Annotated in this window: 13 protein-coding genes and 2 pseudogenes; 14 read left to right on the top strand and 1 reads right to left on the bottom strand. The window is 38.9% G+C overall.

The window, feature by feature from the left end; genetic code table 11:
- The first annotated feature begins 57 nt into the window (after positions 1-57).
- The 7 genes and pseudogenes from MPH60_RS09835 (at position 58) to MPH60_RS09865 (ending at position 6059) form a co-directional block, all read left to right on the top strand.
- The gene (locus tag MPH60_RS09835; RefSeq protein ID WP_241591632.1) at positions 58-1674 is read left to right on the top strand and encodes a family 14 glycosylhydrolase; all 1617 of its coding nucleotides are present in this window, start codon (positions 58-60) and stop codon (positions 1672-1674) included.
- Between the two features lie 243 nt (positions 1675-1917).
- Complete coding sequence (locus MPH60_RS09840; protein WP_241591634.1) at positions 1918-2343, top strand: OsmC family protein; 426 nt, start codon at positions 1918-1920, stop codon at positions 2341-2343.
- Positions 2344-2700: 357 nt separating this feature from the next.
- Positions 2701-3021: a hypothetical protein gene (locus MPH60_RS09845; protein WP_241591636.1), complete on the top strand. Its 321-nt coding sequence runs from the start codon at positions 2701-2703 to the stop codon at positions 3019-3021.
- 300 nt (positions 3022-3321) lie between these two features.
- Entirely contained in the window at positions 3322-3783 is a 462-nt protein-coding gene (locus MPH60_RS09850; protein WP_241591638.1) for a hypothetical protein, read from the top strand.
- An 877-nt stretch (positions 3784-4660) separates the two neighbouring features.
- Positions 4661-4900 (top strand): annotated as a pseudogene (locus MPH60_RS27750) (ArsR/SmtB family transcription factor); the annotation flags it as partial.
- Positions 4901-4993: 93 nt separating this feature from the next.
- Entirely contained in the window at positions 4994-5386 is a 393-nt protein-coding gene (locus MPH60_RS09860; RefSeq protein WP_241591794.1) for an SRPBCC family protein, read from the top strand.
- 82 nt (positions 5387-5468) lie between these two features.
- Positions 5469-6059, top strand: coding sequence for a YdeI/OmpD-associated family protein (locus MPH60_RS09865; RefSeq protein ID WP_241591640.1), 591 nt, complete (start codon positions 5469-5471; stop codon positions 6057-6059).
- A 183-nt stretch (positions 6060-6242) separates the two neighbouring features.
- Here the strand turns inward: MPH60_RS09865 and MPH60_RS09870 are convergent.
- Positions 6243-6389: pseudogene (locus tag MPH60_RS09870) on the bottom strand (IS5/IS1182 family transposase); the annotation flags it as partial.
- 354 nt (positions 6390-6743) lie between these two features.
- On the opposite strand from MPH60_RS09870, the gene MPH60_RS09875 reads away from it, so the two are divergent.
- The 7 genes from MPH60_RS09875 to MPH60_RS09905 all read left to right on the top strand — a co-directional run bounded on the left by MPH60_RS09875 (position 6744) and on the right by MPH60_RS09905 (position 15427).
- On the top strand, positions 6744-8843 hold the full coding sequence (locus tag MPH60_RS09875) for a transporter substrate-binding domain-containing protein (protein ID WP_241591642.1): 2100 nt from the start codon (positions 6744-6746) through the stop codon (positions 8841-8843).
- 24 nt (positions 8844-8867) lie between these two features.
- A complete protein-coding gene (locus MPH60_RS09880) occupies positions 8868-10244 on the top strand; it encodes a sigma-54-dependent transcriptional regulator (protein ID WP_241591644.1) in 1377 nt (458 codons plus the stop codon).
- A 162-nt stretch (positions 10245-10406) separates the two neighbouring features.
- Positions 10407-11414 carry a TAXI family TRAP transporter solute-binding subunit gene (locus tag MPH60_RS09885; RefSeq protein ID WP_241591646.1) on the top strand — a complete coding sequence of 336 codons (1008 nt, stop codon included), beginning with the start codon at positions 10407-10409 and terminating at the stop codon, positions 11412-11414.
- 19 nt (positions 11415-11433) lie between these two features.
- The gene (locus MPH60_RS09890; RefSeq protein WP_241591648.1) at positions 11434-12534 is read left to right on the top strand and encodes an ABC transporter substrate-binding protein; all 1101 of its coding nucleotides are present in this window, start codon (positions 11434-11436) and stop codon (positions 12532-12534) included.
- A 45-nt stretch (positions 12535-12579) separates the two neighbouring features.
- A complete protein-coding gene (locus MPH60_RS09895) occupies positions 12580-13713 on the top strand; it encodes an ABC transporter ATP-binding protein (protein ID WP_241591796.1) in 1134 nt (377 codons plus the stop codon).
- Positions 13677-14621, top strand: coding sequence for an ABC transporter permease (locus MPH60_RS09900; RefSeq protein WP_241591650.1), 945 nt, complete (start codon positions 13677-13679; stop codon positions 14619-14621). Before MPH60_RS09895 ends, MPH60_RS09900 begins: the two co-directional genes overlap by 37 nt.
- Positions 14621-15427, top strand: a complete 807-nt coding sequence (locus tag MPH60_RS09905) for an ABC transporter permease (protein WP_094246734.1) — start codon at positions 14621-14623, stop codon at positions 15425-15427. Before MPH60_RS09900 ends, MPH60_RS09905 begins: the two co-directional genes overlap by 1 nt.
- The last annotated feature ends 32 nt before the right edge of the window (positions 15428-15459 follow it).

Raw genomic sequence — 15459 nt, forward strand, 5'->3', positions numbered from 1 at the left:
TGTAAGCGGTTTCGATAAACGAATGAATAAAGTTATAGGGGAAAGGTTGGCGTTTTTATGAACAAATTATCTGTTGGTGTTTTTACCTTTATGCTGTATTTTGTTCCTTTATCAAATACACCTGGAATGGCAGAAGTAAAACCAGATTACAAGCTTTATGTAATGGCCCCATTGGGTGAAATTACAGATTGGGAGGCATTTGAAGCCCAGTTATCTCAGTTGAAGGAAAATGGAGTATATGCAATAACGACAGATATTTGGTGGGGGTTAGTCGAGAGTAAAAAAGATAATCAGTTTGATTGGACTTATTATAAAAAATACGCGGAAACCGTGAAAGCTTCCGGTTTAAAATGGGTGCCCATTTTGTCTACACATCAATGTGGCGGTAATGTGGGGGATGATTGCAACTATCCCATCCCGAGTTGGCTCTGGAATAAAGACACTCTAGAAAACATGGCATTCAAGAGTGAAAGTGGTTTCTGGAATAAGGAAGTACTTGCTCCTTGGTGGGAAGGTACAGCCGATCAATACAACGAATTGTATAAATCCTTTGCAGTGAACTTTGCTGATAAGAAGGATTTAATAGCTAAAATATACTTAAGTGCAGGGCCAGCTGGGGAACTAAGATATCCCTCCTATCAAAATGCTGATGGTTGGGATTATCCTGAAAGGGGACAGCTTCAAGCTTATACAGAAGGAGCGAAACGGGATTTCAGGCTTACCATGAGAGAAAAATATTCCACGATAAAAAAAGTAAATGCTGCCTGGGGCAAAACGTATAAAAACTGGAATGAGATTCAGCCGCCAGGAAATGGGGATGAATTTTTCACCAGGGCCGGAGCAATCGACACCCAATTTGGCTATGACTTTATGCAGTGGTACCAAGGGGCACTCGAAAAGCATCTTGCAAAAATCTCAAAATTTGCCCATAAACATTTTGATGAAGTCTTTGGTGTGCCAATTGGAGCTAAAATCTCAGGGGTTCACTGGAAAATGAATGATCCAGTACTGCCGCATTCAGCAGAGTATAGTGCAGGGTACTATAATTACTCCCAATTACTGAATCAATTTAAGAAATCGAATATGGCCCTCACGTTCACCTGTTTGGAAATGGGAGATCAAGACGCACATACCGCCCCATCCTATAGTGCACCTAAAACGTTGGTGACCCATATTGCCTCTTTAGCCAATGAAAAAGGAATATCCTTAAACGGGGAAAACGCACTCCCGTTGATCAATAATGAAGCGGGCTTTGACAATATAGCAGAAATGGTGTTTAACCATGGTTTTGAGGGGTTTACCTTGCTAAGGATGTCCTATTTATTCGACGATGAAGGAAATCCAACGAATGAGTTCAGGATGATGGCCGATAAATTGGAAGGCATGTCCATTCCAGTTGCATTCACAGTTGAAAATGTACCTGCCACTCATGGAGTTTACTTAATTGGGGATAGAGGGGAAATCGGCAGGTGGAATCCTGAGGATTATGAATATAAACTCACCCAAAGCAAAGAAGGCAGCTGGAGTGGAACATTTCTTTTAGCCGCAAATCGATTTTATGAATTCAAGTTCGTCCTAAAAGATGAAAATGGCAATATCACTTGGCAAGATGGGGAGAATAATAGTTATAAAACTCCTTTGAATGGAGAAGGACACTATAAAACTTCATGGTAAAGGTATATAATGCCATGAAACAAAATCAGTATGACTAACTATGTAAGGCTTTTGGGAAGAATATAAGAGTATTAGGCCATCACGAATTAGGTATAAACAATCCAGAAGCCAAGTACACTTTACATTTACGTACTGATCCCATTGGGGAAATATTATTTTAAGACTTAAATGATCTGTACTTACATTAAATAAACATGTGACTATTATTGAACTAAACGACAAGATAGGGAGGAATTGATTCAAATGAAAACAATGATTACATGGACAGGGGAAATGGCCTTTTCTGGCACAACTCCGTCGGGGCATGAAATTAAGATGGATGCTGCCGAAGATGTAGGAGGAAACAATAGCGGAGCAAGACCCACTGAGTTACTTCTGCATTCTCTTGCTGGGTGCACAGGCATTGATATTGTAATGATTTTAAAAAAGATGCGATTTGAAACAAAGGCCTTTCAAATAGAAATAGAAGGGGCACGATCGGAAAATCACCCTAAACGGTTTACCGATTTTCATATTCACTATTTATTGGAGGGTGATCTGCCTGAAGATAAAGTGGTCCGTGCAATTCAATTATCCAAAAATACGTACTGTTCAGTATATCACTCATTAAATGCCAACATTAAAATCAGCTATTCGATAAATGGTGTTAAAGGAAAACAAGAATTATGATGTAAAGGCTTTAACTGAATGTTGTTTATACATTTTTCATATAAGAAAAACAGCCTTCATTTCATAAGCAAATGGAGGCTGTTTTTCGACTGAAATGAAAATCCTTGTTTCACGGATAATCATCTATACCAAAACGTGCATTCTCAAAAAATAACCCCTCTACATGTTAATCCTAAAAGTCGTATTCCAAAAAAATCATTCTCCAATTTATTTTCAAGGTAACACAACTCCATTTTTCGGAAGGAAAGGGTTTATTTAGTCAGCAAGTAATCAAAATGTAATGGTTTGTCATTGTAATGCCCTTGATGTTAGGAGTTTATCGATATAAACTTTAGATACTATTGAGGAGTGGTTAAGTTGAAAGAGATAACAATTGACAAATTAATTTTTAAAAATCATTTATCGATGATTGAACAATATTCATTGAAAGATTTCATGTTTAAGTGGCTTGGCAGCCCCGAAGAAGGATTAGATGATCTTCTTCCGCTTACATACACAAATGAAGTTTTTGCAAAAATGGAAACGACATTGGAGACAAAAATAAAGATCCATGGAGAAGAAACCTTCAGATATGTCACCATTACGGAAGATAATCAAATTGTAATAGGGGGCTTAGACTCGAATCAAGAGTTAAAGTTTAGAATTGTGTCCCTGGAGGACCGTTTGAAAAGCTACTAAAATTTTAGGCTTATCATTGTATACTTTTCAGACTGAATCATATTTTCTGATAAATAATTAAGGCTGTTCCTTCTATATTAAGGAATGGCCTTTTTATTCTTTTCAAAAGTAGCGTCAAATACATGTAAGGATCCTAACTGCACCCAAATAAAAGGAAAATCCATACCTTAGGCCAGTTGAGCGAGTAATTCTTTAAAATGCGGTATTTTTGGATTAATTTAACAAAATATAAACGATTATTAATGTGTCTTAGTGTATTATAAAGTAATGAAGTCATTAAAACACTTGGGGGGAATTGAGATGAGCGAGACGATGGCAAGTTCAATAAAAATGCTCTTGAAAGAAACGTTTGAAGGACCGGGAAATGAAGGGAGCTATTATACTGAATCAAAACCGAATACCGGGGTTTTTGGTACACTTGATGGTTTAACCGCAGAAGATGCTTCACGTTCCATAAACGGATCGACCATTGCGGCTCACTCAGACCACATACGGTATTATTTATGGGTGATCCGAACGATGATAAGTGGCACTGACTTTGAAAAAGATTGGGACGCAAGCTGGACCATTGGTACTGTTGATGAGGTGAAATGGGCTGAAATCAGAGAGGAATTACATAAAGAATATGTATCTCTTTTCGCAGAAATCGATACAATCGATTTAGGAAAATGGCTGACAAATGTAAATGCGACCATTGCCCACTCGGCTTATCATCTTGGAGCGTTAAGGCAAATGATAAAAAACCTTGAAATAGAAAAATAATATAACATATTGAGGGTTTGTAAACTGATTGGAGCGTAGGACACTCGCTTTCCGAAGGCAGTCCGCCCTCGGCGCTCTTTGGCGCCTGTGTTCTCCTTTCGACACGCTTTTCCAGTGGGAGTCTGGTACACGCGTTCCAATCAACTTTGTTTGAAAAATTTAGATAGAAACCTTTTAGTCATAGTCGACAAGAGGGGTTCGAATAATCTCATTCCTAAGTTGAGGGTTTATAAAACCTGATTGTTTATTTTCATATACTTGAAGGAAGTCATTATTGATTCTTACGTATGTCGTCCGAATCTCTCGCCGTTATTCTTTGCCACTGCAATTCCTTCTGCCTGTGTTTTGCTTATTTTTTACTTTCTTGCTCAGCCCCATATGAAAGCAGAATTAAAAAGAGCTCCTTCTTCTTAAATTCTCCAGTAACACCCATATCTCTGAATTTCCTACTATTAAAAATTGTCTCATTTTGAAGTACCTTAATATCTGAGTTCAGATCTCGAGTAATATACTTCCATTCGTTAATGAAACCCTCATAATCCTTACTCAATCCGTCTAGTGAATCAAGGAATAATAAACGCCTTCGCGAATCATCCCCAGATATGGAGGCACGGTAAAAAAATTTCCTCCTTTGCTTATCAATAAAGATCTATCGTACTTCAATTCCAAGATCACGTTAAGCTGCTGTTCTGGATTTTGATCTTTTGTTGAAACACGTGCATATCCAACAGGGGGAAATTTGGTTGTAAAAGGATTTAAAAATATACTTGATGATAGGAGAATAAAACAAATACCGTATGTCAATAATGAAATTGACATGACACCGATTGGTGTCATATAATAAAAGACACCAATCAGTGTCCAATTAAAAGGGGGGGTGATTTTGAACGAGAAAATTCAAGAGCGTGATATATATGCAGCCATCGCTGACCCATCAAGACGTAAATTGTTACGTTTGTTGGCGGACGTGGAAGAATTGCCACTCAATGAGTTGACTATACATTTTGAAATCGGCCGTACTGCGGTTTCAAAGCATTTGACAATCCTTAAAGAGGCTGGTCTCGTAATCAGCAGAAAGGTCGGCAGGGAAACGCGTTATCGGCTGAATGCTGCCCCGTTGAGAGAAATTGAGGATTGGGTATCGTTCTACAGCAAATTCTGGAGTGAAAGAATATTGCTTTTAAACCAAATATTAGAGGAGGAACAAAAAATGAGTTTAACAGTATCACAAGATTTTAATTTTAAGAGCCCGATCGAAAAGGTATGGCTTGCCTTAACGGATGCAAATACTCTTGCGAAATGGGTAATGCCTAATGATATTAAACCAATCGTCGGTCATAAATTTCAGTTTCGGAATGAACAGTGGAATTTAATTATTGATTCCGAAGTTCTTGAAGTGGAGGAGCCTTATAAGTTATCTTACACTTGGGTGAGTGGTGGGGTAGATACTACAGTCACATGGACACTAAAGCACGAAGATGGAACAACCTACTTAAATCTTGAACAAACAGGGTTCGAAAAAGAAGATCAAGCATTCAATGGTGCGAAATATGGTTGGGCAAGTATGGGCGAAGAACTTAAAAAAGTGTTAGAGGAATTGTAAGACCGAACCTCTGAACTGTTTTTAAGTAATTTAGCTAACGTAAAGGAAAAAGCAAACCGCTCGGAAAGAGGAGTGTTCCGTGATGACAAATAGTAGAACGAATCCTAAGGTTGATGAATTTTTAGGTAAAGCTAAAAAGTGGAAGGAAGAATACGAAACGTTAAGAAATATCGTTCTTGACTGTGAGCTGACAGAAGAATTTAAGTGGATGCATCCTTGTTATACATTTGAGAAAAAAAACATAGTTTTAATACATGGATTTAAAGAATATTGTGCGCTTTTGTTTCACAAAGGTGCCTTGTTACAGGATGCCCACGGGATTCTAATCCAACAAACGGAGAATGTACAGGGAGCGCGCCAGATTCGGTTCACCAATGTTCAAGAAATAGTGGCAACGGAATCCATTTTGAAAGCCTATATTCATGAAGCCATTGATGTTGAAAAAGCCGGTTTGGAAGTGGATTTTAAAAAGACAGAATTCACAATTCCTGAAGAGCTTCAAAACAAATTCGATGCAATCCCTGCCTTGAAAACAGCTTTTGAAGCATTGACACCGGGACGGCAAAGAGCATACATTCTTCATTTTTCTCAACCAAAACAATCCAAAACTCGAGAGTCAAGAGTTGAAAAATGTATGCAGAATATTCTCAATGGAAAGGGATTAAAGGATTAGTATATCGATGAGAAAATAAAATGAATCAAGTTTAAGATATTTCCTCAATATACGTACTCTCGACCTCCCTTTTGGAACGCAGTATCCACTCAATCAAATCATCAAAATGGAAAACACCAAAAGTGTACCCTTTGGCTTTTTGCTGAAAGGTACACTTTTCTTGAACTAACGGGTGCTTATCCTCTGAATACATATCTTTCACCAAGTCATAAATGAAAGTGAAATCAATGGAAGCTTAATTTTACGAACCAAATGATTCGCCGGCACCAGTTGATCTAAAGTAATCATTTCAAGTTGATCTCGATGAATAGAATTATGTTTCGAAAGCATCCTCATCACCTCAAGTTTTAATCGTTCAATTTTAAAACAAAAAAAACTGAGGCAACAGGAATTCTATCTAAATTTTTAACATAGTTGATTGGAGCGGGTGTGCGAGACTCTGCGGGAATAGCAGTCCAAGGCAGACCTGAAAGCGAGTGCTTGAAGTGGAAATCAACCTCCAAATTTGTACAAGCCAAAAAGACTGCAGCCAAACTCGAGTTTCATTTAGTTTGGCTACAGTCTGCCTACTTATTAATTAAAATAAGTAGTCTTTTCCTAACCTTAACCTCAGCAAAGGTTGCTGGGGTTATATGTATTTGGTAAGACAGAATCACACACTTTTTTGTAGGAAATTGTTAGATTGTGTCAAGAATTCTTAGCATTTTAAAGGGTTCAAGCCCTGATTGGAGAAGTATATTATCATGGAGTATTAACCGAGAAACACTGACTGCTAGGATTTTGACATTGAAGGAGGGTTCTTTAATTAAAAAACAGCTGTTTAAACTAAGTATATTTTGCTTGATAGTCTTTGTTCAATCACTTTGGTCTCCCGCTGTTTTTGCTGAACAAAAGACTTTTATAATTGCTGGAGAGAGTGCTCTTCCCCCATTTTCATTTGAAAATGAAGCTGGTGAGCTGACAGGCATCAATATCGATTTAATGGAGGAAATAGCAAAATATAATGGTGTAGATTTCAAATATATTCCGATGAGGATGGAAGAAGCCGAAAAAGCCTTAAGTAGCGGAACAATTGATGCAATTGTTGGAAGTACCTATAATACCGAAAAAGATAACCAACTTGATTTCACTCAATCCTATTTTACAATGTCCCAATCCATAATCATTCCTAGTAAAAAGAAACAGGAAATTCATACGTTAACGGATCTACGTGATTCACATGTTGTCCTTGACCATAACACTCCAGTAATCAGTACTTTTCTCAATATGAGGAATACAAATTTAACGACCGTTTCGAATCAATACTCGGGTATTTTAACCTTAATGAACAACCGTGCAGATGTATTCATCGGAAACAAATGGACTGCTGATTTCTATTTGAAAAAGTTCCGCCAAGAAAAAAATTACATCATTCTCGATGAAGTCATTGAACCGGCGGATTATACGATTGCAGTAAAAAAAGGGAATCAATCCCTTCTTTTCATGATGGATAATACACTCACAGAACTTAAAGCAAACCGAAATATCAATGGGATAATTGATAAATGGGTCATGCCACAATCCAATCAAAAAATTGCCAGGCTGGAGCAATTCATATTCTGGTTGATTATCAGCTTAACTGGAGTAGCCCTTATCCTTCTAATCATTTACATATGGAATCAAAAGCTAAAAAAATCCGTTCATAACCAGACGTTAAAATTACATTTATTAAATAAGGATTTAGAGAAACAAAAGCAAAACATCGCTAACGCTGAGGCATTCAAAGATCAAATCTTAAACAATATCAATAATGGAATCATTACATTCGATCTCGATTTCATGATTACCAGCTGCAATGCAAAGGCGTCGGACATTCTCAACATTTCCAAGGAAATGATTCTGAATTTTATGAATCATTCGCAATTAATGAAGAATTTCGAAGCTTTACATCAAGAACAAAGTGAAAATAATTGTACGGGTTCTTTTCGAATCTTGGTACTTAATGAGGAAAATGAACAGAAGGTGATATCATATTCGATGCATAAGATGTTCAATTCTGAAGATATACAAACCGGATACTTGCTTTCCATGAGTGATGAGACGGAAAAGAAAACATTGGAGAAAAAATTGGTCACACAAGAAAAGCTGCACGCTCTTGGTCAACTAGTTGCAGGTGTCGCACATGAAATAAGGAATCCGTTGACATCGATTAAAACATTCATTGATTTACTTCCGAGTAAATATGATAATCCTCAATTCCGACAAGTTCTAATGGAGCACTTGCCTAATGAAGTTAATCGTTTGAATAGGATTGTTACCGATTTAATTGAATATGCACGTCCGCGTCCGCCAAATATAACAAATTGCCACGCTCATGAACTTATATCATTACTTGCTTTTCATAAGGTGACCATGGAAAAAAATCAAATAAATTTCGAGCAGAAGATTGCGGAGGACCTTATTTTTTATATAGATTTACAACAAATACAACAAGTACTTCTTAACTTGGTGTTGAATTCGATTCATGCCGTTGAAGAAACAAAGGAAAAGACCATTAAAATCACCATTGATAAAGAGAACGAAAAGACAGGGCGGATTACCATATCCGATACGGGAAAAGGGATGAAACAGGAAGAACTGAACCATATTTTCGAACCTTTTTTCACAAATAAAGAAAAGGGAGTCGGTTTGGGACTTACGTTATCGTATAGGCTGATTAAAGAAAATAACGGAGATATCCATGTGAAAAGTTATCCTAATTCAGGAACGAAATTCACCATTTCACTACCTTTACATATCGAATAGAAGCCTGGAAAGAGGAGGAGTAATATGAAAATGCACGTATTGGTGATTGATGATGAACCTGCTATTTGCACCGCTCTTAGCTTTGCATTGGAAGATTCCTATCAAGTCGTGACAACTACTGACCCCGATGAGGGTCTTCTAAAGATTGACAATCAGCACTTTGATATTGTGTTACTTGATTTAAGAATAGGAAATAAAAGCGGACTTGATGTCCTGCAGAAAATCAAACAAATAGCACCTAACGTGACAGTCATCATGATGACTGCCTATTCATCCATTGAAACTTCCATCGAGGCCATAAAAAAAGGCGCCTACTACTATATTGAAAAGCCAATTAATATAGAAGAGCTTTCTTTGCTCTTGATGAGGGCAGCCGAATTCAAACAGATGTCCAATCAATTGGAGACATTGCATGAAGAATTGGAGATTCAAAAGGGATTTGGTAACTTCCTTGGTAACAGCAAGGCTATGCAGCGTATTTTCTCAATGATCGAAAGAGTGAAAGATATTGATTCCAGTGTTCTTATCACGGGTGAAAGTGGAACTGGAAAGGAGCTTGTAGCCCGAAACATCCATACACTGGGAAGAAGGAAAAACAATCCCATGCAGATTGTCAATTGTGCAGCAATTCCTGAGATGCTGCTGGAATCTGAATTGTTTGGTTATGAGAAGGGGGCATTTTCCGGTGCAACTCAGAGGAAGGAAGGGAAATTCGTTGCTGCTAATGGAGGCATCCTTTTTCTCGATGAGATTAGTGAAATGCCCCTTCCACTTCAAGCCAAATTATTACGGGTATTGCAGGAACGGGAGGTGACGCCTCTTGGGTCCAATACAAAAATCTCATTGGATGTCCGTATTATAAGTGCAGCCAATAAAAACCTGGAGCAAATGGTGATGGAAGGCGAATTTAGGGAGGATTTGTATTTCAGGCTAAATGTCATTCCCATCTTGATGCCGCCTCTAAGAGATAGAAAAGAAGATTTACCGATCCTTATGGATTATTTCATAAAAAAGCATGCTAAGGATATGAATCGTGAAGATAAGACGTTCTCGGCAGCCGCACGTCGGATTTTACTGGATTATCATTACCCTGGGAATGTCCGTGAGCTTGGTAACATTATAGAATATGCCGTTGCCCTATCAAACTCGAAAAGAATGGAAGAAACCGACTTGCCGCAATATGTTCAAGAACAGAAGTTCATTCTCCAGCCGGATGGCAATGAAGATGATTTAAACAGTTTTAGGATTCCCATTGGCATTTCCATGAAAGAGATAGAAGAAAAGGTCATAACGGCCACTCTTCAATACTGTAAAAACCATCGACAAAAAACAGCTCAAATCTTAAAAATTTCTGAAAGAAGCCTTCGTGATAAAATCAAGCTCATTTCAAAGGGAGAATAACAGGATTATCGTAGTAATCGGCAATTTTTTCTGGGTAACCGGAAAAAATTGCCGGTTTATACTTGAATAACATCCAAGAAATCGGCAGGATTTGCGTATTAAAGCAGAAAATCGACTTGGCATGATATTTGCATCTAAATTCATTAAGAAAGGAGGGCCACGATGAAGAATGGAGCACTCTTTATAAAAGTCGCTTTGTTATTTTGTTTCATGACAGGATGTTCTTTTATGAATGAGCAGCAGGAAATATCTAAACCTGCTTCTACCTTGATTCAGACTCAACTAACTTCTGAAGGACAGGATTTAAATAATAGGATGCTAATCATTGGAACCGGGGATATGACAGGTGTTTATTTTTCATTAGGACAAAGATTATCAAATATGTATGAAAAATATAATGGTGCTGTGTCAGGAACCCAGGTAACCGATGCTTCCATCGAAAATACTGAATTGGTTAGCCGCCATCGGGCAGAAATTGGGTTTACCTCAGTGGATGTACTGGATTTGCCTGAGACGGATAAATCCAAGTTAAGAGCTTTAACGGCCTTATATTCCAATTATGTTCAAATTGTTACTGCTAAACAAAATGATATGGATTCCTTGGAGGATTTAGTTGGTAAACGCATTAGTGTGGGAACGGCAGGAAGCGGTACAAGGCTTATTGCAGAGCGGATACTGTTAGAATCTGATTTACCGACTGATCAATTGAATTTATCCTATCTTTCTTTTTCTCAATCCGCAGAAGCATTACGAAATGGTACCATTGATGCAGCTTTCTTTTCTTCAGGAATTCCGAATAATGAAATCGCTTTCATATCCAAGCAGACCGAACTATCTTTCATTCCCATACCAGGAGACATCATTGAACGACTTCAGAAACAATATGGAGTTTATACGGTTGATGAAATTCCCAGAGATACATACAGGGGAATGAAAAAAAATGTCCAAACGATTTCAATTAAAAATGTCTTGGTAACCTACAAGGAAATGTCTGACACTCATGCATACAATCTAGTGAAAACATTATATGAACATCTGCCTGAACTGCAGCATACACATCCCGCTGCTTCTGATATTTCAATAGAGGAAGCAACCAAACAAGTTCCACTAGATTTTCATCCAGGAGCCATGAATTATTTTACCGAACAAGGAATTATTGGAAATCAATGAAAAACGGGAGGCAATGACTATGAAAAAACTGATGAGTCTATTATCAATAATAGTATTGATCGCTCTTGCGGGTTGTGGTAATCCCACTCCGCAAAAACCGGGGGAATCCGTACAAACGAGTGCAGGGGAAAAAGGAGAGAAGAAAATAACGATAGCCGGTAATGGCGGTGTCATTGAAAGTGCCATCCGGGATGTGATTGCACCAAAGTTCAAAGAAGAAACGGGAATCACCGTTAATTATATTTCCGGTTTGTCAGGTGAAATCCTTTCCAAAGTGGAATTACAGAAAAACGCTCCACAAATAGATGTTGCCCTTTTTGTACCGGTTGATGTAATTCGCGCTAAGGAGAAAGAACTGATCGAACCAATTGATGAGTCCAATGTTCCCAATATGAAATCGGTGGATCCACGTTTCATTCCGGTTGAAAAGGCGGCCGCGCCAGCATTCGGTTTAGTCATTGCACCAGCTTATAATACGGAAACCTTTAAAAAGAAAGGGTTAAAATCAATTGAATCATGGAATGATCTTGTCTCTCCTGAGTACGAGGGTAAAACGGCATTTTCAGATATTACGAATGATTGGGGCTTCAATACCCTTAATGGTCTAGCGATTTCAAACGGCGGGAGTACGGAAGATATGGAGCCAGGTCTAGAAAAGGCGAAAGATCTTGCAGCTTATTCCAATACCTTCTATAAAAACTCAACACAAATGATGCCAGCTGTCCAACAAGGAGCTGCTGACGTAACGGTCATGGGAAGCTATTCCATAGGCGAACTAGCCGTTTCAGGTATTCCCATTAAGATGGCCGTGCCTAAAGAAGGTGTACCGCTTCAAGCTTTTAGTGCTGGTCTCGTGAAAAATACACCTAATAGTAAAGAAGCCCTTGAATTCATCAACTATGTAATCAGTGAAGAAGCGCAAGCGTTAATTTCCGAAAAAGGATTTTATCCGACGGTAGAGGGAATGAAAATTCCAGAAAAATATGAAGAGTCAATTGGCCTTAAAGCAAGTGATAAAACATTCAAACCTGATTTCGCCAAGTTTGCCGAGATCCGTGCCGAGGTGTCAGACAGATGGGCGAAAGAGGTTACTCCTGAATTAGGGAAAAAACTCAAATAAAAGGAGCGTGTTGATCACATGGAATTATTAAAAAAAGAAGTGGAAATGAATAGGCAGCACCTGGAGGCAGTTCAGGGGTCTGGATCAAATAAAAATGATGTAGAGATAAAAGGCGCGTTTAAACAATTTGGAGCGAATGTTGTCCTGAATGGCATCGACCTTGAGGTGAAACAAGGAGAGTTACTCACTCTTCTTGGGCCTTCAGGGTGCGGAAAGTCCACAACCTTGAACCTCATTGCAGGGTTCCTCGATGCAGATCGGGGCGAGGTTCATATTAAGGGCCATAATGTTACGAAGGTTCCTCCTTATAAGCGAGATTTAGGTATGGTTTTTCAAACTTATTCGCTTTTTCCTCATATGACAGTCTATGAAAATCTCAGTTTTGGCTTGAAATTGCGCAAGGTCGGTAAAGCTGAGCAAAAAAAGAAAATAAGTAAAGCGCTTGAATTAGTGAAAATGTCAGGATTGGAAAATCGTTATCCACGGGAATTATCTGGAGGTCAGCGTCAGCGTGTTGCGATTTCCAGGGCACTTGTAGTGGAACCGGAGCTCCTTTTGCTTGACGAACCGCTTTCAAACCTTGATGCAAAGCTGCGCCATGAACTCAGGGCCGAGATAAAGCGCTTACAAAAGGAAATTGGCGTAACGACCATTTTTGTGACTCATGATCAAGAAGAAGCTCTTTCCATGTCTGATCGGGTCGTGGTCATGAATGCAGGGAAAATTGAACAAATCAGTACTCCGACTGAGATTTACAACCACCCCAAGACTGAATTCGTGTTCCAGTTCATCGGGAAATCGAATTGTTTTGAAGGGAATGTGTCTGCTGTGGATAAGCGGAAAGTTTCCGTCAAGATAGGGCCTGATATCACCCATGTCGATGCAAACAACATCATGGGAAATGATAGTGATTTGAAAACCGGTGATGAGGTGAAGCTTTATATTAGACCGGAAAAACTGCAAATAGTTTCTCTTGATGAAAAATCTGCCTCTTCATTGGACTTCCAACATGCTAAGATCAGCCAAATTAACTATCTTGGTACCTCTTGGGAAATCAATGTTCTATTACATGGGAAAAGTATTCAAGTATTGACTTCCGCTTTCGATTCATCATGGCAAAATGGAAGTGAGGTGTTGATTGGATGGAGCCCATCAGAAGTTATGCTAGTCAAGAAATAGAACAGGAAACGAATCCTCTTGAACCGCAAAAGGAACCTAAAATCAAAAAAAGGAAAGTCTGGGTTCCGGGATTACTCCTTTTAACGCCGATTCTGCTTTTCATATTTGGTTTCTTTGTCATACCGATGTTATACATTTTATATTTAAGCTTCATCTCAACAGATAATCTTGGTGGAGCGGAGGCAGTTTATAGCCTAAAAAACTATACACAATTATTTACTGATAGCTATTACTTATCTTCTTTATGGCTGACAGTGAAAATCAGTTTATATTCGGTCTTGGTTGCTTTATTTCTTGGATATCCGGTAGCCTTGACGATGGCCAAAAGTTCAGCGCGGATCAGAGGGTATATTACTCTCTTGATCGTGTCACCGCTTTTGGTGAGTATAGTTGTCCGTAACTTTGGCTGGTACCTCTTGCTATTGCCTAACGGAACGATTAATCAAACCTTGATGGCACTTGGCATAATAGATGCACCATTGAAACTATTGTTCTCGGAAATCGGAGTTGTGATAGGGCTTTCCAATGCATATCTCCCTTTCATGATCTTATCCATCGTTGCAAGTCTTTATAATATCGATCCTTCTTTGGATAAGGCAGGAGCGATACTTGGGGCAAGCCCATTCAGAAGGTTCTTTTCAATTACATTGCCGCTAAGTATCCCTGGTATCGTATCGGGCTGCATTCTCGTATTCAGTTTATCAATGAGTGCTTATGTTACGCCTGCACTAATGGGCGGAGCCAATGTGCCAGTGATGCCTGTTGTCATCTATGATCAAATAAATAACCTGCTGCATTGGACATTCGGATCTGCTCTTTCTTATATTCTATTAGCAACCACTGTCATATCAGTGGCCGTCTTTACCAGAGTGTTTGAAAAAGGGAAATTCAAGGAGGTATTCCGATGATGAAAACGTTTGGCGGCCTTCGGATTGCCGTAGCCGTATTGGCCATTATCTATATCTTGATACCGCTCATTGTCGTTATTCCCGCTTCTTTTACAAGTGCCAATTATCCAAGTTTTCCGGCTGAAGGCTTCTCACTGCAATGGTATGCCAAGATCTTGGAGCGTCCTGAATTTTTGGAAGCCTTTTTGAACAGTGCGAAGTTCGCAGCATTAGCTGCCCTTTTCTCCGTCATATTCGGAACTTTAGGCGCCCTTGGCATAGCAAAGTATGATATTCCGGGTAAATCGTATATTACGGCCCTTTTAACTTCTCCATTAAGTGTACCGCAATTAGTCTTAGGGATAGCACTTTTAATGTACTTTACACCAATGATGCTTGCTGGAACCTCGACGGGATTTTTAATTGCCCATATCGTCATTTGCATACCATATGTTATGCGGCTCGTATTAACCGGTTTAAGTGGATTTGATTATAATCTCGAACGAGCCGCGGCGATACTTGGAGCGAATCCATTAACAGTATTCATGAAAGTGACTCTGCCGCTAATTGGATCCGCGGCCATTTCAGGGGGATTATTCGCATTTTTGACATCATTTGATAATGTAACGGTCTCTCTCTTTATGGTATCACCGGAAATGAGAACGCTGCCGATCGAAATATTCTCGCAAATGCAGGATGCCTACAATCCAATCGTTGCATCCGTGTCAAGCGTGGTTATTTTCATATCAGTCCTACTAATCGTCATACTTGAAAAAATTCAAGGTGTCGGGAAAGTTTTTGGTGGTTCCCATCATACGAACGGTTAAAAATGAGTTGAATGATGTGACAAACAATCATG

Source organism: Peribacillus sp. Aquil_B1, assembly GCF_022603275.1.
GTDB lineage: Bacteria > Bacillota > Bacilli > Bacillales > DSM-1321 > Peribacillus.